This window comes from Dapis purpurea BLCC-M126, from assembly GCF_050015975.1.
In the GTDB taxonomy this organism is placed as follows: Bacteria; Cyanobacteriota; Cyanobacteriia; order Cyanobacteriales; family Microcoleaceae; genus Trichodesmium.
On the sequence record NZ_JBNHER010000272.1, the window covers coordinates 17,705 to 37,508 of the forward strand.

The 19,804-nt window shown below is 34.3% G+C and carries 18 protein-coding genes; 9 read left to right on the forward strand and 9 right to left on the reverse strand.

All coding sequences use genetic code 11. The annotated features are described in order from the left end of the window. Positions 1 to 269: 269 nt before the first annotated feature. From ACP6PL_RS24970 to ACP6PL_RS24980, 3 genes are all read right to left on the reverse strand, one after another. Complete coding sequence (locus tag ACP6PL_RS24970; RefSeq protein ID WP_426548031.1) at positions 270 to 1,679, reverse strand: hypothetical protein; 1,410 nt, start codon at positions 1,677 to 1,679, stop codon at positions 270 to 272. A gap of 75 nt (positions 1,680 to 1,754) precedes the next feature. Beyond that, entirely contained in the window at positions 1,755 to 2,102 is a 348-nt protein-coding gene (locus ACP6PL_RS24975; protein ID WP_426548032.1) for a type II toxin-antitoxin system PemK/MazF family toxin, read from the reverse strand. A gap of 2 nt (positions 2,103 to 2,104) precedes the next feature. After that, a complete protein-coding gene (locus ACP6PL_RS24980; protein ID WP_426548033.1) occupies positions 2,105 to 2,338 on the reverse strand; it encodes a hypothetical protein in 234 nt (77 codons plus the stop codon). Positions 2,339 to 2,418: 80 nt separating this feature from the next. Here ACP6PL_RS24980 and ACP6PL_RS24985 point away from each other — a divergent pair, with 80 nt between their 5' ends. Continuing rightward, positions 2,419 to 3,039 carry a hypothetical protein gene (locus ACP6PL_RS24985; protein ID WP_426548034.1) on the forward strand — a complete coding sequence of 207 codons (621 nt, stop codon included), beginning with the start codon at positions 2,419 to 2,421 and terminating at the stop codon, positions 3,037 to 3,039. A gap of 25 nt (positions 3,040 to 3,064) precedes the next feature. On the opposite strand, the gene cobM is transcribed toward ACP6PL_RS24985, so the two are convergent. Together cobM and lgt are read right to left on the reverse strand one after the other, a co-directional pair. Beyond that, entirely contained in the window at positions 3,065 to 3,874 is an 810-nt protein-coding gene (gene cobM, locus ACP6PL_RS24990) for a precorrin-4 C(11)-methyltransferase (RefSeq protein WP_426548035.1), read from the reverse strand. Positions 3,875 to 4,158: 284 nt separating this feature from the next. Then, positions 4,159 to 5,025: a prolipoprotein diacylglyceryl transferase gene (gene lgt / locus ACP6PL_RS24995; RefSeq protein ID WP_426548036.1), complete on the reverse strand. Its 867-nt coding sequence runs from the start codon at positions 5,023 to 5,025 to the stop codon at positions 4,159 to 4,161. Positions 5,026 to 6,131: 1,106 nt separating this feature from the next. Between lgt and ACP6PL_RS25000 the strand changes: the two genes are divergently transcribed. Beyond that, a complete protein-coding gene (locus ACP6PL_RS25000; protein WP_426548037.1) occupies positions 6,132 to 6,506 on the forward strand; it encodes a hypothetical protein in 375 nt (124 codons plus the stop codon). Between the two features lie 268 nt (positions 6,507 to 6,774). Here the strand turns inward: ACP6PL_RS25000 and cobT are convergent, their stop codons facing one another. The 3 genes from cobT to ACP6PL_RS25015 form a co-directional block, all read right to left on the reverse strand. Continuing rightward, positions 6,775 to 7,881, reverse strand: a complete 1,107-nt coding sequence (cobT, locus tag ACP6PL_RS25005; protein WP_426548038.1) for a nicotinate mononucleotide-dependent phosphoribosyltransferase CobT — start codon at positions 7,879 to 7,881, stop codon at positions 6,775 to 6,777. Positions 7,882 to 8,209: 328 nt separating this feature from the next. Continuing rightward, positions 8,210 to 8,869, reverse strand: coding sequence for a DUF2232 domain-containing protein (locus ACP6PL_RS25010; protein ID WP_426548039.1), 660 nt, complete (start codon positions 8,867 to 8,869; stop codon positions 8,210 to 8,212). 69 nt (positions 8,870 to 8,938) lie between these two features. Next, on the reverse strand, positions 8,939 to 9,643 hold the full coding sequence (locus ACP6PL_RS25015; protein WP_426548040.1) for a Crp/Fnr family transcriptional regulator: 705 nt from the start codon (positions 9,641 to 9,643) through the stop codon (positions 8,939 to 8,941). A gap of 560 nt (positions 9,644 to 10,203) precedes the next feature. Between ACP6PL_RS25015 and ACP6PL_RS25020 the strand changes: the two genes are divergently transcribed. Together ACP6PL_RS25020 and ACP6PL_RS25025 are read left to right on the forward strand one after the other, a co-directional pair. Next, positions 10,204 to 11,979, forward strand: coding sequence for a hypothetical protein (locus ACP6PL_RS25020; protein ID WP_426548041.1), 1,776 nt, complete (start codon positions 10,204 to 10,206; stop codon positions 11,977 to 11,979). Beyond that, entirely contained in the window at positions 11,976 to 14,003 is a 2,028-nt protein-coding gene (locus tag ACP6PL_RS25025) for a hypothetical protein (protein WP_426548042.1), read from the forward strand. Before ACP6PL_RS25020 ends, ACP6PL_RS25025 begins: the two co-directional genes overlap by 4 nt. A 464-nt stretch (positions 14,004 to 14,467) precedes the next feature. Here the strand turns inward: ACP6PL_RS25025 and ACP6PL_RS25030 are convergent, their stop codons facing one another. Beyond that, positions 14,468 to 15,445, reverse strand: a complete 978-nt coding sequence (locus ACP6PL_RS25030; RefSeq protein ID WP_426548043.1) for a glutathione S-transferase family protein — start codon at positions 15,443 to 15,445, stop codon at positions 14,468 to 14,470. 582 nt (positions 15,446 to 16,027) lie between these two features. On the opposite strand from ACP6PL_RS25030, the gene ACP6PL_RS25035 reads away from it, so the two are divergent. From ACP6PL_RS25035 to ACP6PL_RS25055, 5 genes are all read left to right on the forward strand, one after another. Beyond that, complete coding sequence (locus tag ACP6PL_RS25035; protein ID WP_426548044.1) at positions 16,028 to 16,645, forward strand: alpha/beta hydrolase; 618 nt, start codon at positions 16,028 to 16,030, stop codon at positions 16,643 to 16,645. An 86-nt stretch (positions 16,646 to 16,731) separates the two neighbouring features. Further along, entirely contained in the window at positions 16,732 to 16,944 is a 213-nt protein-coding gene (isiD, locus tag ACP6PL_RS25040) for a protein IsiD (protein ID WP_426548045.1), read from the forward strand. 486 nt (positions 16,945 to 17,430) lie between these two features. Further along, a complete protein-coding gene (gene coaBC / locus ACP6PL_RS25045; RefSeq protein ID WP_426548046.1) occupies positions 17,431 to 18,699 on the forward strand; it encodes a bifunctional phosphopantothenoylcysteine decarboxylase/phosphopantothenate--cysteine ligase CoaBC in 1,269 nt (422 codons plus the stop codon). Between the two features lie 75 nt (positions 18,700 to 18,774). Further along, the gene (locus tag ACP6PL_RS25050; RefSeq protein ID WP_426548047.1) at positions 18,775 to 19,002 is read left to right on the forward strand and encodes a transposase; all 228 of its coding nucleotides are present in this window, start codon (positions 18,775 to 18,777) and stop codon (positions 19,000 to 19,002) included. 128 nt (positions 19,003 to 19,130) lie between these two features. Continuing rightward, positions 19,131 to 19,637 carry a transposase gene (locus ACP6PL_RS25055; protein WP_426548048.1) on the forward strand — a complete coding sequence of 169 codons (507 nt, stop codon included), beginning with the start codon at positions 19,131 to 19,133 and terminating at the stop codon, positions 19,635 to 19,637. The last annotated feature ends 167 nt before the right edge of the window (positions 19,638 to 19,804 follow it).

Consider the following 19,804-nt stretch of genomic DNA (forward strand, 5'->3'; position numbering starts at 1 on the left):
ATTTCGCCTGTGAGGGTCGGAAACTTTTATTGTGATATACGCAATAGGAATTTTTACTCAAGATAAATTTCGCCTGTGAGGGTCGGAAACTTTTATTGTGATATACGCAATAGGAATTTTTGCTTATACTTCGGAAACTTAAACAGTGCAAAACCAATAATCATTTTTCAAATTAAGAATCCCTAGACGTAAGCACCTGGGGAATATATCAAAATTTATTTATAAAATCCTATTAAGTAGTTAGATATTTCTAAATCGCTCTCTGCTTTCTAAAAAGGTTCTGTTTTTAACTGTTTTGACTCTGGAAAATTATCAATCATTTCTTTTAATTCTTCTTTTCCAGACCAAGCATTTTGATTTTTATATATTGTTGATATTGATTCATAGAAATTTTTCCAAAGAGGCAAAGTATCAGGATAAGTATTTATAGTTTCTTGAAATAACTCTTTCAGTATAAATATACAGTCTATAAGCTGGTTATTTGTTACTGTTTGCTCAAGCAAATATTTAATATCCTCATCTGTCATTATTGGAACAATAGGTCTAATATGTCTTTCTGCATTTTCTCTGCCAGACTTAAAAGAATTAGAATTAGTAAATATATTCATATTAAGCTGAACTATTTCCTTGGCCAAAATAGCACTTTCTTTTCTGTTAGCTTTTGCTCTCTTTAATCCTCTAATAAAAATTGAATAATTTTTATCGCTAAATTGATAAATATTTTTATAAGTAGTTATAATGTCTTTTTTAATGTCTGGTAATAAATGAACCACAAAAATTCTATAAAATATTAAATCAGCTTTTTCTTCTTTCAGGAGACACTTAAACTTTTCTTTTACATTTTCAGGACAGTCATCCCAAAATTTATTATCTATATTAAATAGAAGTGCTAAGTTTTGTAACCTATTATCATCAGTTTTACCTAGAATATCACTAAGTCTTTTTCTTTCTAAAGATTCAAAAACATTTCTGTAATCTTTCACTAAGCACTCTATAACCAATAGATAATTTTTTGTTATCCTCGACTCATTAGAAGGAGTATCTGGGCAGAGAACTTTTTTAAGAGAAAGCTTAATAAGATTAACCAAATATTTTTCGGAACCTACTAAGAAATGTCTACCACTTAAGAAATTTCTAACTCCCTCTAGATCGTCAGGAAAATATTGACCTTCCACATCTCTTTTTAAAGCTTCCTCTAAAGCTTTTCCAATAATAGGAGGTTGACTAAGTAAAACTTCTATTGCGCTTCTAATATGTGTCCGAGCTAATTCAGGAGTTGGTTGAAATAGTAGTCCTTCAGAATCTAAAACAGGATGGGCACAACGATGTCTATCTTTTTGAACTCTATCTAAATGTTCATACTCTAAATTAGTAATCATTTTCACTTTCTCACAAGCATATTTTAAAATTTCTCTTTCCCAACTTGCATCTTTATTCTTTCTTTTGTTATCTATTTCTTTTATATTTTGTTTGGCTGCTTTATCGTGATAAGTTTCAGAAAGAATCCGAAATTTTCGGTACAAATCATATACAATAGCAATCCAAATTGAAACAATAGCAGAACGATAAGCTCCAGCAGAATAAGAAGCAATAGCTTCACCTGCATAGGCACGAATATTCTCATCTTCAATTTCTAGTAAAAGTGCTCCTAGATCGGCTAATTGACTGTAGCTTCTCATTTGATATTTTATTACTTTTAGCTTTTGAATTTTAACTTCTGGGTAGTAGAATTAGGGATTGCAATTCCACTTTATTTATAGTCCTAAACAATAGCGTACTGCTGTTTCAATTTCTTTCATCTTATTATCAGATAATTTTCCTACTGGTTGTTCAGAAAACCTACTTGCATCTAAAGAACGAATTTGAAAACAAAGAAAGACTGTCTCTGAAGATAATCCACTTTCATCGGATGAAACTCTAACATTAGTTGGAAAATCCCGTTGAATATTTTCGCTTTTTGTTCCTACAACTACCGTTACAACTAATGGTAACTTATTAATAGTATCAATAGATAAAACTAGAACAGGTCTAGCACCAGATTGTTCTCTACCTTTTACAGGATTAAGATTTACACAATAAATGCCTCCTCTTTGAATAGTCATAATTAATCAATTCCATCCATTTCAGTAATTAGAAATTCTTGGTCAATTAAAGCTATTTCTCTTTGGATATCTGGATCATTTCCCATTAGTTCAATCTGATTTTCTCTGTTACATTCTGCAAGTATTTGAGTAGACTTTTGCTTGATTTTTTCAGTTAAACGGTCAAGTAGCCATTTTTGTTCATCTAAAGATAAAGAATTAATTGCTTGTTCAATTTCCAATAGTTTATTAGACATAAGTTTCTCTTTGAGGACTTATCCTCATAATTATCACTGCTTCTTTACTATTATATAAGAATCAATATTAATGGAGTATCATGATGCCTAAAATAAAAATACTACAGGAGGGTAAATCTTATACTTTTCGGTCTTATTTTGAGTTACCTTATGAAGCTGATGAAATTCTAGCAGAGTTAAATTACTCATTAGTTAAATCTCGTTTATCTTTGCCAAAGACAACAAAAGCATTAGAGAATTTATCGGATATACAGAATAAACTAGAGGATATTTTACCTTTTGTGAATTTAAGTAATGAAACTGCTAGACGAGAAATTTTAGTTTCTCCAATTTTATTAGAAATTGTTCATTATTGTCATTGTCAGTTAAGAATTGAATACCCTTTAAAAGTCAACGATTGGTTAAAAGGTAGTTTAGATTATTTATTAGGTTCTACAAATAATTTATTAGTTATTGAAGCAAAAAATGACGATTTAACTAGAGGATTTACTCAGTTAGCGGTAGAGTTAATTGCATTAGCTGAAGTTGAAGAAAATAATATTTTATATGGCGCAGTAACAATGCGAGATGTGTGGCGTTTTGGTAAATTAAATAAAACCGATAAACAAATTACACAAGATATTAATTTATTTAAAATACCAGATGATCTAAAAGATTTAGGTAAAGTTTTAGTAGGTATTTTGGAAGGAGTAGAAAATTAAAATATTTTAATTATAAAAATCATCTCTACTCTTCTCCTTTCTTGCCTCCTAAATTCTGACTTCTGAATAAATGACTATGTTGGGGATTATAAAGACCAGAACGTCCTACTTTTTCCACCTTCTCCAAAGCAGGACTAATCACATAAAGTGTTGTTCTAACTAACTCTTTTTCCTCAGTTACAACAGCCATTTTCTCCAAAGGTACAACCCAAATTTCCTCATCAGGCCATCCCAACCGATAACATATTGCCACAGGTATCTGAGCCGAATAATGTTCCATCAACTTTTCCTGTGCTTCCCAGACATGACGAGCGCTCAAATATAAACATAAACTTGCCCCATGAGCTGCTAAACTACCCAACTCTTCTCGTGAAGGAACTCCTGTTGCCTTCCCACTAATTCTCGTCAAAATAATCGTCTGTACCAACCCAGGCACAGTTAACTCCACCTTTAACTTAGCTGCTGCATCCTGAAATGCACTAATTCCCGGTACAATTTCAAAATCAATTCCCGCTTCGCCCAAAAGTTGCATTTGTTCATAAACCGCCCCATACAAACTAGGGTCTCCAGAATGAAGACGCACCACAGAAAGACCTTTTCTCACTCGGTCAATCATTAGAGGTAAAATTTCTTCTAAAGTTTTATTAGCCGTTCTGATAACCTCAGTATCAGGACGCACATTCCGTAACATTTGCTTGGGTACCAAAGAATCTGCATATAGAATTACATTTGCTGTAGCTAAGATTTTTTCAGCCTTCACCGTTAATAAGTCTGGGTCTCCCGGACCTGCTCCTACAATGTAAACTGCTGGTGTAAGACTTTCAGTATTGTTCATTTCTAATTAATCAAAAAATTTGTAGTAGTGTAGTGTTGCATGCAAGGTAAAATTTACTCATCCAAAAGTGAATTTGAGTTTTATAGATAGATATTTGTCTATAAACTTACAAACTCTTAAACATTTTCTTTGCTGAAATTCTTTTTTTCTTACTTTTGACTTTTGACTTTTTTTTGTTTCCGGATATGAGTATCTATGTTCAGATAAATAGAATGGTAGATGCACCCTGGTTTAGCTCTAGACTTTATGCCTAGAGCTTTTTTCATTTTTCAGAGTCTATGAGTTTAATTTGTTTCTTTGACTTCTGGGGGGAAAACATCTGGCAAAGATCGCTTCAACAAATATAGCCATGCTAAACCCGCTAACCCCAACAAAATACCAGTTAAACTAACAAATTGGGCAATCCGTAATGGCCCTAACATTAAACTATCAGTCCGTAATCCCTCAATCCAAATTCGTCCACTACTATAAGCAGCCATATAAACTAGAGATAAAGTGCCAATTTTAAGTTGAGGTTTACCTCGCAACCCCCTAAAAAAAAGAAATATTAATAATCCAAATACCATCAAGTTCCATAAAGACTCATATAAAAAAGTGGGATGAAAATAATCAAAATTTACTAATTCCGGCGGACGATTTTCTGGCGGAATATACAACTTCCAAGGTAAATCAGTAGGACTGCCAAAAGCCTCAGAATTGAAAAAATTACCCCACCGCCCTATGGCTTGTCCTAAAATTAAAGAAGGAGCGACTAAATCTGCCAACTGCCAGAAGGAGATCTTATTGAGTCTGGAAAAAATCAAAGCAGCGATCGCCCCACCAATAATTGCTCCATGAATGGCAATTCCTCCTTTCCAAATGGCAATCATATCTATAGGATTTTGTTGATACTCTTCCCACTCAAATAAAACATAGTATAAACGCGCTCCAGGAATCGCAGCCAATACTAACCAAACCACTAAATCGCCCAATAAATCAGGGTTAACATGACGAAGTTTGGCTAAGTATTGAGAAAGGGTAACTCCGATTAATACTGCAGTTGCAATTAACAGTCCATACCAACGAATTGCCAAAGGCCCCAATTGAAAAATAATTGGGCCAGGAGAAGTAAATTGAAAGCCTAAAGGCAATAAGAGAATCTCTACTGTCATTTCAGTTATCAGTTATTCAGTTATCAGTTATAAGTTATCAGTTAGCCTCCTGGGTTGGAACTAAGTTAACAGTATCGACCGTTGAAGCTAGAGGCCAGAAAATCCTGAAGTTTATTTTTTTATCTCCTTCAAAGTCAAGGCTATTGACCATTTTTGGAATTCAAAGTTCAAAAATTTTGGTTCGTTCCTTAATTTCAATAATTGTTTAATTAAAGATTCAAGCCTCCTTACTTCATCCAGAACGAAAAAGTAAAAAATATTTTCCTTATTTCAAGCCTCGGCGTTGCATAAATGCACTTGGGATTTTAAGAGTTTTGTCTTTGGGGGCATCTTGCCCGTTCCTTATATTTTTAGGCGGGCGGACAGGATGCCCACCCCAATTATATTTATCCAGTCACTCAGCAATGCCCAAGCCTCTGACTTCAAGCAGAGATTATAACTTTGAATTAATAATTTTTAATTTTGAATTGATTTGACCTTATTTTTTGGTCAGGAGTAACTGTGGGATTGACAATGTGCGGAAAATGCTTTGGAGTTGCTTTGCCAACTGTCATTGATCTAGCATCAAACACTGGTATCAATATTCCTTCCCAGTCAAAAGTATAAAAACTTGTATAAAATAGCTAACCACTATCATGTATTGTCCCTGGGTATAGTATCTAAAAAATAACTTATTTAATGGTCAATTTGATGATGATTTATCAACAAAAATATTGGTTTATCTTTCTGATAAGTCTTTGGATATATAAATAGCCCTGTGTTAATAAATATAAAAATAACGGTAATTACTTAATTACTTTGCTATCAAAGTATTTGGTGGTTTTATTTACAAAATTTTACATATATACTCAGAATTGTCTCAGAGTTTTTCAGTGTTAATCAAGTTATTTAAAAGAAATTTTACAGCACTAATTTCCACTACAACCGTAGAAAATACCTTTTGTTTTTTGAGTTTGACATAATATTCAGCAATCTGAAGATTTAATATTTTTTTTAGAAATCAATTCTTATTATAAAATTAAGAAATTAGAAATAATAACCAATATGTCTAGATGTTGATTAAGATTGAATAATGTAAATTTAATTTTCTGGTACTGAAGAAATATATGGAACTATTGCAAGAACAAATTATTGCTTTAAGTAAAAAAGTTGAAGCAATACACATCATTATTGAGCAACTCAATGACAAAGTGTCAAATTACATAATTGTTGAGAAAGCAAATATATACCAAGGTACAGAAACTGACTCTAATCTGCAGCAAGCACTTGAACTTAAACAAAGATATAACTATTTTGATCCAGAGTTAGAACACAAGGATGTGCTAGTAGATGATAATCATTTGAATAAGAATAGTCAAAATATTGATGGAGAATTAACATCAGAAATTCAAATTCAAAGGCTAACAGCTCAGTTAACAGCAGCTTATAATCGAATTGCTGCTTTAGAAGAACAATTACTCTCAAAAAGAATTAAATCTTAGAGATTACAGATAGGGTATATAAAGAGGGTTACAAATGACTTTTGCGCTCAATCAGCGTGATATATTCTGAATGTTAAGGAATGAGAACTAAATAAAGTCCAGAATTTTTTTGTAAATAACTCAAATGATATGAAGTTTAGGCAATTTAACTTCTGTAGATAATAAAATCCTTATTCCTAAATAGATTTAAAAAAATACCCTTAACCCTCAATCTTCAAACATCCAAAGAATATATGTAGATGAATATTATATTAATATTGGAAATATTTTATTCAAGAAATATAAAAGGCGCAAACAAATCTTCAACAGCTTTCAGTAATTGAGTTTGATTCCAATTTCTATATAAATGAGCAGCGATCGCACAGCCCCCACAACCAACTCCTTCCTTAACATATCCCCTTTCATAAGCCTGAAACTGAGGATAACAAGACTCAGCAAAACTAAGTTGTGTGGCTATCAAAGGTACACAACCAATTTCTCTTGCTAACCCAATAGTATCTCCAGTTGGATCTTCAGCAACCCAACGAGTTGTTCCCACCACAATATTCTCAGGTCTCCAAGGCAAAGAAAATTTTGCTGCCAATGCTTGCATCAAAGCATAAACAGCGAGCATTTGCGTTCCACCAGCTAACATTACCCCAACCTTAAGACTTGCTGTCATTGCCATTCCTGCTACTACTATTTGCATCGGATCTCCCACTGCAGCGATTAGTTTTAGAGGTTGTGAGACTGGAAGTGCCAAATTAAAACCAGCAACCTGCAAACCCTGACGTACTACAGCCAATTTTTGACCATGATTACATTCAGGATGACTGCTATTTACCTTACCAATAGCAGCAATACCCAAACCTAATAAAACGGCTAAAGCAGTAGTTGTTCCTCCAACTACACATTCTCCCAAAATTAAATAGCTATCTTTTGTTTCATCAGCTAACTTCTCACCCCAATAACCACCTGCTTCCAATAAATTTTTAACTGTTGCGATATCTAAAGCATGACCAGAAGTTAAACAACGAGCAGGAGTGCCTCCCAAATCAATTGTTGGTACAGTTGGTTGATGAATTAAGCCAGCATTAAATAAATGAAGAGGGATATTCAGAGCATCAATAATTGCTTTTGTAATTAAAACTGGGGAAGCGCCGGCATCCAGGGGAGGTAATGGATATTGGGGTTTTGGTTTTAGACCATTATATAGAAATTCCACATCTGCTAAACAGGTATATTCGCGGTCTTTTGGTGTTGCTCCTGCTGCCGAAATCCCCGGAATTAGACCTGTATTAGTAAATCCTAAAATACAAGCAAAAATTGGTTTGTGGCCTTGATACTTTTGGAGCCAATTTTTTCCCTGTTGTACCTGAGTATAAACACGAATCATTATTCAGTTATCAGTTATCAGTTATCAGTTATCAGTTAAGGAAGAAGGAAGAAGCAAGAAGGGGTCATTTCAGTTCATCCTCTTAAAAGGGGAGGCTTTAGACCTCATTTTTTGGTAAATAGTAAAAAAAAGGGAAAAACAACAGAGATAACTATGCTTCCGGTTGCCCGTGAGGTACACCCCGAAGCGGGCAAGATAGGGGCACTACAATATTTTCACCATTTACCCTGTATATCATTTGCCCAAAATATGCTCCTCCTTCCTCCTTCCTTTTTATTCCTTGCCCTTTCCTCCTTCCTTCTTCCTTCTTCCTTCTTCCTTCTTCCTTCTAATCATAGTCCAGCAAAATTTGTACCCATTTAGGAGGTCTTGGAATAGAATTTCCGATCCGATCTAGTAATAATAAAGCCACCAAATGTACAACAAATAAATAGATAATATTATTCACAAAAACTACGATTAAAGCCATCAGTTGAATTAATAGCAAACTTGGTTGAGCTAATAATCCTAATTTGACAAATCCCCATTCTACTAATTCCGTAACTTGTGTGGTTAAGTATATCCAGAGGTCTTGCCCCAACAAAATTGAAAGTAACCAAAGCCGAAAAAAGAAACCAATAGAGCCAAGTATAGAACCTAAACTAATAGAAATTAACCAATTTCCGCCTCGCTTCCACACTGCTCCTAACATTACTCCCATCAAAGCAAAAGGAATTACAAATAAAATGCTGCGAGTTGGCCCCATAAGCACAGATAAAAGTAATCCTGATACTGTTGCGCCCATCCAAGATGCACGATTTCCCCACCGCAAGTAAAGTAAAGCAATTGGTATGGGAAAAAAAACCTTTAATAAAGGCCCCATCGGAAAATAATAGTTGATGAACCAAATCAAGCTGGCGGTACTGGCCAGAAAAGCTGTTTCTACTAGAATTAAAGGTTTATCTTCTCTGTGGGTTGATGGTTGTTTTTGATCTGAAGTTGTTTTCACAGACTTGATGGGTGATTTTTGGTTTCTAACTTTTAATCGACTTACATTTTACAAAACTATTTTGTTCAATTAAACAAGTGTACGTTCCAAAGCGTGAACATCAGGAATACATAACGTATCGCGATCGCGCTTAATTAATAACTTTTTCTCTAACTTACTTAAAACTCTAGTTACTGTCTCTCTGGCCAAACCACTCAAACTACTTAGTTCTCTGTGAGGCAAATTAGGAATTTCTACTCCTTCTTGGGAATGTGTACCTTGGCCTTCTGCTAGAAACAGCAAAATATCTGCTACCCTTGCCTGAGCATCTGCTTCTCGTAATCTTAGTCTTCGATTTACTTGTCGTAAACGTCTGGCCATTAATTGGGCTAATCGGATTCCTGCTATGGGTTCAGTATGAATGAGATGGGCAAAATCCTGAGCTGGCATATTGCCGATTAATGTAGGAGCTAAAGTAATTACATCAGTGGACCGAGGCACTTCATCTAAAGCTGCCATCTCTCCGAATAATTCTCCTTTGCCCAAAATATTTAGTGTTACTTCTTTACCATCTAAATTATAGGTGCGAATCTTTACCCACCCATCCAAAATAAAGTATACTGAAGTTCCCCAATCGTTCTCCAACAAGATTACCTGATTTGGTGGATGTTGACGACTAACTACATGAATTACTGCTTTTTCTAATGCCTCTTCTGGTAAGCCCTCAAAAAATGGGGTGGACAGCATTAATTGTTTAACATTTGACTGGGGATCGCGACTGTGCCTATCTTCCATGAGGTTATCTGTTCCATTAATTAGGGCAGGAGATTTAGCCCAGTAGTAAATTATAAATTAATAATGAAAATCAATATATTTTGCTAGAAAATTGGCTAATTTCAATAATTTGAAAGCCATAGGGTCACAATAGATGATTGTAGATTTTTGCTTGAGTAATTGCTGTGTATGACTAGCAATACTCCGCAAATCTATAACTAGAAACAATGAGAAAGGCCATTTTTTAGCTAAATACAGCCGTGGAGTTTACCATAATTATCATTTTATAAATAACCTTGACTATAAATGATATATATGGTATACAAAATCTGCTGATATTAAATGATAAGTATTTGGATTATAAGGAATAGAATTTCAGCTATAACTGTAATAATACCGTGTTATTGTCACCTAAATCTTAATACTTTAACTATAGAAAGAATCAAATAACTCACTGCCTATAGTTAAATTTATCTCAAATTTCTAGATCTAGTAGGGATAAAGAAAGGAGAAATTTGACCGGATTAGACTCTTAGAAGTTCTATAATTCTTACTGAAGGTGATTAAAAGAGGTGGTACTCTTGAAGAAGCAGAATAATAAAATCCAAGCAATAATCACGGAGATAGATGAGGTGCTAAATCAGTCTAGCAGCCAAATTTCTCCTGAAATTCTCGTAGAAACACTGAGAAAAACCCACAAAATACTACAAGAAATGCTGGATTATCTGACTCAGGATGTAGATAACAGATCCAATCTACAGTTACTATCTCTTGACCCATCTTTAACTCCAGAAAGTACTATTGACTTTGATATTAAACAACATCCACAGCAAATAGAAGAGTTTTTTACCCCTATTAACCAGTATCTACAAGAAGATTTCACAATACTTAAACAACAACGACAAGCTCTACGAGAAGAAATTAGACAACTTGAACAGCAAAGACAAGAAAATTATGCCCTAGCTCAACAATACGCTAAACAGGAGCAAATTATTTCTGAGTTTTCTCAGGCTTTACTTGGCCCAGTTAAAGAAACATTACTAGAACATTTGTCTCAGTTAGCAACTCAGCATCCAGCTCCTACTCAGAATGCTTTAGAATCTAGCCAAAATATTTATCCACAGACTATTAAGGATATTAAAGCCTCAGAGGTGATGAAAATTCCAGAGGATAAATTAGAGGAAGTTTCTAACTTTGAAAACTCATTTGTTTATGATTCAAACATTGATGATAATGAGCAAAAAAATCTAACTGAAGAAAATTATGTAGAAGTCAATATTGCGACTGAAAATATTGAAATGAAAAACCTATCTCCGGAAATAGATGAATTAAATGAGCCGGTAAATAAATCAGTCTTGCCTTATCCTGGTTATGAGTTTGTAAAAATACTAGATCCAGAATCAAAAAAAATAGAAACAGAAAAAAAAAATATACAATTAGATAGTTTAAATAATCAAGAATCCTGGCTCCACTATCAATCTAGTGATGAAAAGCAAGATTTAGAAACATTTAAAAGTAACAAGCAGGAAAATGAAATTTCAGATCAACTAGCACCTCCTAGTTTTGAAGAGAATTATCAAGAACGACAAAAGTATCAAAATAAAGCGGTCTCAATTAAAGATAATGTACAAGTAACTCCAGAATTAAAATTAGACGGATCGGAAAATAGAGGAAATTTAGACAATACAGAAATACTTGAATCTCTTAGTAATCTATTTGGAAAGCTAGAGGTTAATGAAGTAGAAACTAACAACTTAATTGGTTCTAGAGAAACTCAAGAAACTCAAGAAACTCAAGAAACTCAAGAAACTCAAGAAAATATAAATGATTTTACAGATGAATTAGAAGAAGAAACATATATTCAAGCACCTATAAGTGAAAGTCTCTTACCTTTACAAAAACCAGATGAAAAACCAGAGGAATTATTATTAGACAGTAATACCCTAGAATATTTGCGTTCTGATTTGGAAAGTTTAGAGGAAATAGATGTAGATGAATTAATAGATGATCCAGGACAAACTCAATTACAATTAGGAGAAAATATAGATACAGATTCAAAAGAAAATAGTCCTAATTTGGTAGAGAATAGTTTGGTTACTGCTTCAGAAGTAGAAGTTGCTAAATTAGAGGATTTATTTGTGAATATTGATGATATTTCTCACAAATTAACGGCAAGTACTCAGGAAAATATCTACAATTCAGCAGAAAATACAGACAATGAACTAATTCTAGAAAATATTTTAGATAGCTTAAAACCTACAACAGATGAAGAAGAAATAATAGAAACAGATAATCAGGAATTTTTAGCTCTAGAAACTCTACTTGAAGACTCTCAAAATTTAGAAAAAAAAAATTGAGTTCATTAGAAATGGAACCAGACATAAGACCAGATCAAACAACTTCACCATGGTATTTAGGAATTGACTTTGGTACTACTGGTATTTCTGCAGCATTATTAAATCGCAGAAGTGGCGAAATTTATCCTATATATTGGGAGCTGGTAGGAGCTAAAGTAGAATTAGATGTTCCTAAGACTAATCGAGAATTTACTCTATCAACAAAAAAAAATAAAACAGATTTTAATTCTACTCAGAAAATATATAGGCTACCATCAATTGTTTACATAGCTCAAAAATTAGAAAAAGCTGATAATGATAGAGATGAAACTATTGAAGAAAAATCTTTATTACTAGACGATTTTAAGCCTACTTTAAAAGTTACTATCCCTTACATTTCAATTAAATTTGAAAAGCAAAAATTACAAGAGAAGCTAGAAGAGTCTTTTCTCTTAGCTCCTAATTTTTCTGCTACAACTTCCCACGAACCTGTTTTACAGTGGTCTGAAAAACATCAAATTCCTCTAAGCTTAGTTAAACAGGGGTTAGTGACTTTATTAACGAGTCTTCAGCCTCGAGGTAATGTCGAAAATACCATTTCTCTGATTGAGAAAGAAACTCAAACGGCAGTTATTACCAATGACTATGTTTGTCGTGCAGTGGGATTAGAAGATGAAGCTTTTGTCTCAGCTTTGGCACAATTAAAATCTGTAATTATGGGTTCTCCCGCAAGTTGGCCAGAAGCTTATCGCTTTAATCTTCGGGAGGCAGTTTTAAAAGCAGGTTTAGTCAAAAATGTCAATCAAGTAGTTGTGATTGAAGATGCGATCGCTACAGCTTTATCAGAATTAACTTCAGTAGCAGAAGATACAGAAAATCATGCCATCTCAGAGTTTAGACGGGGTGGAATTTTAATTGTGAATGTGGGGGCAAGTACAACAGAATTGGCCTTGGTGAATTTACCGGAAAATGGGCAAAATTTAACATATTCTCACTTCCATTGTCATAGTTTTGCTTATGGAGGTCATGCTTTAGATCAAGATATTATTTGTCAACTATTACTAAAAGATGATGATGTGGGGAATTTAGCCAAGAATCAAAAAAATCAGCAAAAATCGGGTCAATTATGGCCTCGTCCAGGTTATCCAGATTTGTCAATCAGGTATCAACTACAGCAGTGGTTAAAAAGTTCATCCTATAGACAAGAATTATTAGTAACAGCTCGTAATTTAAAGGTAATTCTGCCATCGGAAAAAGAATTTACTTTGAATATAGGAGATAATATCAAGTATTTACAACAAAAAGATTTAGAAACTAAGGTATTGGAGCCTTTTGTAAAACAATTAAATCAGGAGTTAAATAGTTTTTTAAGTAAGGTAGGAATATCTCCTGTTGGAATTAACCGCGCTATTTGTACAGGAGGTAGTGGTTCTTGGAAGGCGATCGCTCGTTGGTTACGTCAAAAATTACCCAATGCAATTATCGTGCAAGATGCAAAGTTTGAGTCAGAAAATGTAGATTTAGGCCAAGAAAATGATTGGGAATCGGATAATTCTTTATCTCAGATAGAAGATATTAAACTAACTATTGGTCGAGTTGCTTATGGTTTAGCAATCTTACCTCTCTATCCACAAATTGTAGATATACCTCAGCAACAATACAATGATTATTTTCTACTTTGGGAGATATTGCAAGTTTTTTCAGATTATCCTTTATCTACCAAAGAAGTTTTTCAATTATTAGAGAAACGAGGCATAAATACTCGTGTTTGCCAAGAAAAAATCCAGACTATTTTAGGAGGTAAATTACCTCCTGGTCTAATCCCTTCTGAAGAAGATATAATGCTCTTAAGTGAAGTTTCTCAACAAAATAATGACTATCAAAATTTAAAAGAAAAACCTCTTTTTGATCGAGAAACTGGTAGTAATAGATATGAATTGAATTATGAACAAGCAGAATATGTACGGGAATATTTAAGTAAGCTAGTAGCGGGCAGTGGGCAAAAATTAGAGGAACCCTTGTTAAAATCTCTTGAGAAAAAATAATATTGTCAGGGAATTGAGAATTGAGAATTGGGAGATTTACTATTTCCAACAATTAGACATAAATCCCTGAAAGGGTATCTATAAATAAAAAATTAAGCCTTGATGTAGAGTGGGTTAGGAGGGAATAATCTCACAAAATTAAACAATTTTCTCTGGTAGCCGTAACCCATAAATACTAGATATTTGAGGTGTTTATTTAGATTTATTTTACCGAATAATTAAGGTCTAAAGCCTCTTCTCTTAAGGAAAAAATCATTTTACTGAATCCTCTTCTTTTAAGGAGAGGTAATTATTAATTATTAATTATTGAAAAATACCTTCTAAGTGAAAAAAAATTAATCCTTGTAATTGCATAATTTCAAAAAGCCACTTATATAGCAGTAGTCGTCACTATAGAATATTTTTGCTACTGTCAAATTTAATCCCGGCCAAAATTTAACTTCTCAATTCTCAATTCTCAATTCTCAATTCTCAATTGATACCATATCTGGACCCAAAGGAATAATTCCACCAGGGTTAAGAGGAAAAAGGTTCCCATAATAATCTTTTTTCACTGCCTCTAAATTACAAGTATCTGCTATTCCTGGAAGTTGATATAAATCTTGTAGATAAACACTCAAATATTTATAATCTTTAATTCTCCGTAAGTTGCACTTAAATAATCCATAATAAACAACATCAAAACGGAATAAAGTAGTAAATAAACGTACATCTGCTAATGTTACTAACTCACCACAAAGATATCGACTTTTAGAAAGAGTATTGTCAATTTCATCTAAAGTATTAAATAGTTCCCGACAAGCTTTTTCATAAGCCTCCTGACTTTGAGCAAAGCCACAACGATAAACTCCATTATTTACTGTGTGGTAAATCTTTTTATTCCACTCATCTATTTTGGCTTTTAATTGTTCTGGATAAAGGTCAATATCTGGATTTTTGGCAAACTGATTAAATTCACCATTGAGAATAACAATAATATCTGCACTTTCATTATTAACGATAGTTTTTGTTTCCTCATCCCACAATACAGGTACAGTGGCACGCCCATTATAACCAGGTTGTCCTAACTTATATAGTTCTGGTAAAGTACCGCATCCTTCTTGTTCATCTTCAAATACCCAAATACCCTTATCCCCTGCTGGAGAAGCAATAGTTATTGATATAACATCTTCCAAACCTTTCAGCGCTCGAACAACAAGAGTTCGGTGTGCCCAAGGACAGCCTAGTCCAACAAATAGACGGTAGCGTTTACTAGCTGGTTGATATTTATTTTCTGTTTGTGTATTTACTGTTTCTCTAAAGAGACTAGCTGGACGAATGTATTCTCCTGAATTATTTCTAGGAGCAAGTTTTGACATCATTATTTGCCATAGGGTTGTCCAAACCCATTTTCCTAATTTAATTGTGAGAGAGGGTGGAAGTGATTTGCGTTTGTTAACCATTATTTTAGGAAATTGATAAAATTAAAATCTTTTATACCAAGTGTGACAAATGTTTGTTGTATGTTGTATAAGGTAGGGACTTTGTATACAAGGTCTCTATATCCTTGGTAACAGGAAGGAAGAACGAGTAAATTTTGAAAAAAATGGAAAAATGCTAGAGATCGCTATCTCAAATAAAATTGTTTTTTGGAGATATGACTTATAAATTTAATCTCAAAATTATCTGTCAATAAAAATAATTATATTAACGTAAAACTTTATAAGTATTTTTATAGTAATTTGTATTATACTAATCGCAAATGATTTGTCAGAAAAAAACTGTAGGCGTTTGGTTTCTAAATCCCTTATTTGCTTTGCTTTTGAGACCAAAACCCTACGATAAAATATGACAACTTATTTAGAATTGCTATAGTCTCTAAATCGTAATTCCTGCAAGATTTTTATTTGGTAAATAATTTTTTTCTCTTAAATGGCCACAATGACCAATAAATAACCCTTTCAAGGTGATAAAAGAGGAAATTTCGAGTTTTCTTGCCTCCTAATTCAGCGGGAGATACTGATAACTGATAATTTATAACTGAAATGACACTATTAAATTCAATTCCCGTTGCACCTAAAACTGAACCTAATTCTCTGTTTGTTGCTTTGCATGGATGGGGAGCTAACTGTAATGATTTAACACCTTTTGTACAAGAGTTAAATCTCCCTGATTATTGGTTTGAATTCCCAGATGCTCCACTACCTCATCCTGAAGTTCCTGGAGGAAAAATGTGGTACGACTTGTCCAACCAAGAATACCAAGGTTTAGTCGAAAGTCGGCAAATGTTGATTGATTGGCTAGTTTCTCTGGAAAGTAAAACAGGTATACCTTTATCCAAAACTATTCTATGTGGTTTTTCTCAGGGAGGAGCAATGGCTATGGATGTGGGGATAACACTGCCATTAGCAGGTTTAATTATTTTAAGTGGCTATTTACATTCCCCACTTCAACCATCTGTAGAAAAATTAGCGCCCGTTTTAATTGTACATGGTATAGAAGACCCAGTTGTACCTATTGAACAAGGGAGGCGATCACGTGATTCTTTTACAAATTTAGGGGCAAATATACAATATCAAGAATTTGATATGGGGCATGAAATTCGCCCAGAAATTTTGAAGTTAATGCGAAATTTTGTTATAGATGTTATAGCAAAAGCTTAGAAGGACTATTATATTATAGATATGTTAATAGCACTCTATCTTGATTAATACTTTCAGCAGATGCCATTTCAGGGAGGTTGGTTTTGATGCAAACTGTAACCCGTTCTTTAAACGAAGTTTCTAATCTTACTGTAGATGATGTAGCTAAGTTGGCTTTTCGTCTGGAAGAAGATGACTATAAAAATCCTTTTGACGGGTTAAAAGATTGGCACCTGCTACGAGCGATCGCCTTTCAACGTCCAGAGTTAATTGAACCTTATATCCATTTATTGGATCTAGAGCCTTGTGATGAGGCTTGAGGAAAATTTGGGAAATAGTCAGTTAATAATTTAATCATTTGTTTATGTGGGAGTGTTAGTTTTCTCAGAGAATAACCAGGAGATTTTTTACTTTGGGTATTCTTTATCTAACACTCCTTATTTATTTATAGTAATCATATTTCAATCGTAAGATTTTAGTGCTCATTAGGAGTCAGATAGGGTAAATGTCGGATTGGCGAAGTACAGGAGTCAGGAGTCAGGATATAAAACGATTTTGATTGCTCTTAAATATTATTAAATATCTCATATACCAATTCCCATAATGGTGAGGTACAAAATTCTAGCTTTAAGGGAATAGGGAATAATAAAAAGATAAAAAGATAACTTTACTTCACGAGGTTGGGAAACGCTATAAATCATTCTTGATTACTATAAATTTTTCAAAAATGATTACTTATAGTTTCAGGAATATAGTTTTCTAAATAAGTTTTAAAACATTACAACATAAGCGCAGATTACTATATTATGGGTAGAAAGGTTTTAATTGGTATTTGTGGTGGTATCGCAGCTTATAAAGTTTGTGAAGTAGTTTCTACTTTAGTAAAATCTGGAGTTGAAGTTAGAGCAATTTTGACGGATGCTGCTCAACAATTTATTACACCTCTGACTTTATCTACTCTCTGTCGTTATCCTGCTTATACAGACCAAGATTTTTGGCAACCTTCTCACGGACGCCCGCTGCATATTCAGTTAGGAGAATGGGCAGAAATAATAGTTATTGCTCCCCTTACAGCAAATACTTTGGCAAAATTAGTCTATGGTTTTGCTGATAATTTGCTGACTAATACTGTTTTAGCTTCTAGTTGCCCCATTTTATTAGCTCCGGCGATGAATACTGATATGTGGGAACAAACAGCAGTACAACGAAATTGGCAACAAATATTGACAGAAAAACGATTTCATGGTATGTATCCTGGTGCTGGAATTTTAGCTTGCGATCGCATTGGTCAAGGTCGAATGGCGGAACCTAGGGAAATAGTAACCAAAATAGAATCTTTATTATACACAGCAGGTAAAAGAGATTTAGCAGGTAAGAAAATATTAATTAGTGCAGGGGGAACGCGGGAACATTTAGATCCTGTGAGATTTATTGGTAATCCTTCTACAGGTAAAATGGGAATAGCTTTGGTTCAGGCAGCATTGCATCGGGGAGCAAATGTAACTTTGGTGCATAGTATTGTGGGAGAGTTGCACTTGTCGGGGGTAAAAATTATAGAAGTAGTGAGTGCTGCTCAGATGCAGCAAGCAATGTTAGCTAATTTTCCAGAAGCAGATATAACTGTAATGACTGCTGCAGTGGCAGATGTAAAGCCTGCTGAATATAGTAGTGAGAAATTGCCCAAGCGATCGCTACCAAATTCATTACCTTTAGCAGCAGTACCTGATATTGTGGCAGAGTTGGGAAAATTAAAACAGTCTCACCAATATTTAATTGGTTTTGCGGCACAGACTGGAGATATTGTTGCCCCTGCGTTGGAGAAATTGCGGGTTAAAAATTTAGATGCTATTGTTGCTAATCCTGTAGATCGCGAAGGTGCGGGTTTTGGTAGTAATACGAATCAGGGAATTTTTCTGGATGCGGAAGGTCGTCAGTTGGATATTCCGTCTTGTAGTAAATTAGAGATGGCGCATCGTTTGTGGGATTTTGTTTTGGAGAGGAGTCAGGAGTCAGGAGTCAGAATGAAGAGGGAAGAAGGAGTCAGGAGACAGAATGAAGAAGTTGGGAGTAATTAAAAGCTAAAAAATGATAACTGTGATAACTAACTGGTAAAGAGCAACTTAAAACTAAAAACAGTTAACTGAAAAGACATGGGCAGACCAAAAAGAGAATTTAAATCAGGGTACTCCTACCACATTACGACTCGGTGCAATAACAGAGACTTCAACCTCACCCGTAGGGAAACCAGGGAAATTCTACTACATATCATCAAACAAGCACAGGAAAAATACCCATTAAAACTTTACGCCTTGTGCATCATGCTCAATCATGTTCACTACTTGATGGAAGCTGAAAACCATGTGTCATTGCGAGCATAACGGAGTGAAGCGTTTGCGGAGCATTCCTGAAGGGAAAGCAATCTCAAACCTAGAGATTGCTTCATTACGCTGACGCTCCATTCGCAATGACTTTGTAGTAAATGCACTGGATAAATTGGTATTCTGCCATGTCTTTCAACGCTCTCCTTAACCGCAAAGGACACTTTTGGGAACAAAGATACATCTGTCATGGGTTCCCCAACTCTGATAAAGAAAGAGCATTAAACACCATCCGTTATATTCATGCTAACCCCAAAGCAGCAGGAATGAGAGAAGGCTTTTTCTACGACTTTTCTAACTATGGCACTTATGAACAACTAACAACGGATGGCATTACTCAATGGCATCCAGCTTTCTTTGAGTTAGGTACATCATTAGAAAAATGCGCCAACAAATACAAAGGTTTCTGTCGGCGTTATACATCCAGGAAAAAACCAACCAAGAAAAATGATTGGGGAAAGAGAATATTGAGAGGAATATTGAGCAAAGTTCCCAAAACGAAAGTATCCCCTGGACAAATTCCCTTACCATTTTTGATAGAAAAAATAGTCTTGATAGAAATTCCAGCAATAGCTGAGACAGCGATAAATTTTATAAAAGCGAATCGTTTTCCCTATTATTCTGTGAGTTGCTAGGGGCGAGTTTAGCCGAAAACTTTGATACATGATATTAATTCATCTAAACCCGCCCCGCGCCTGGTGGTGCATGATATTGCCAGGGGGCGGGTTTAGCAAAATTTCGACAATTTTGCCTAAAACCTATTAAAAACCCGCCCCTACACATATATGTTGTTATGTAGGGC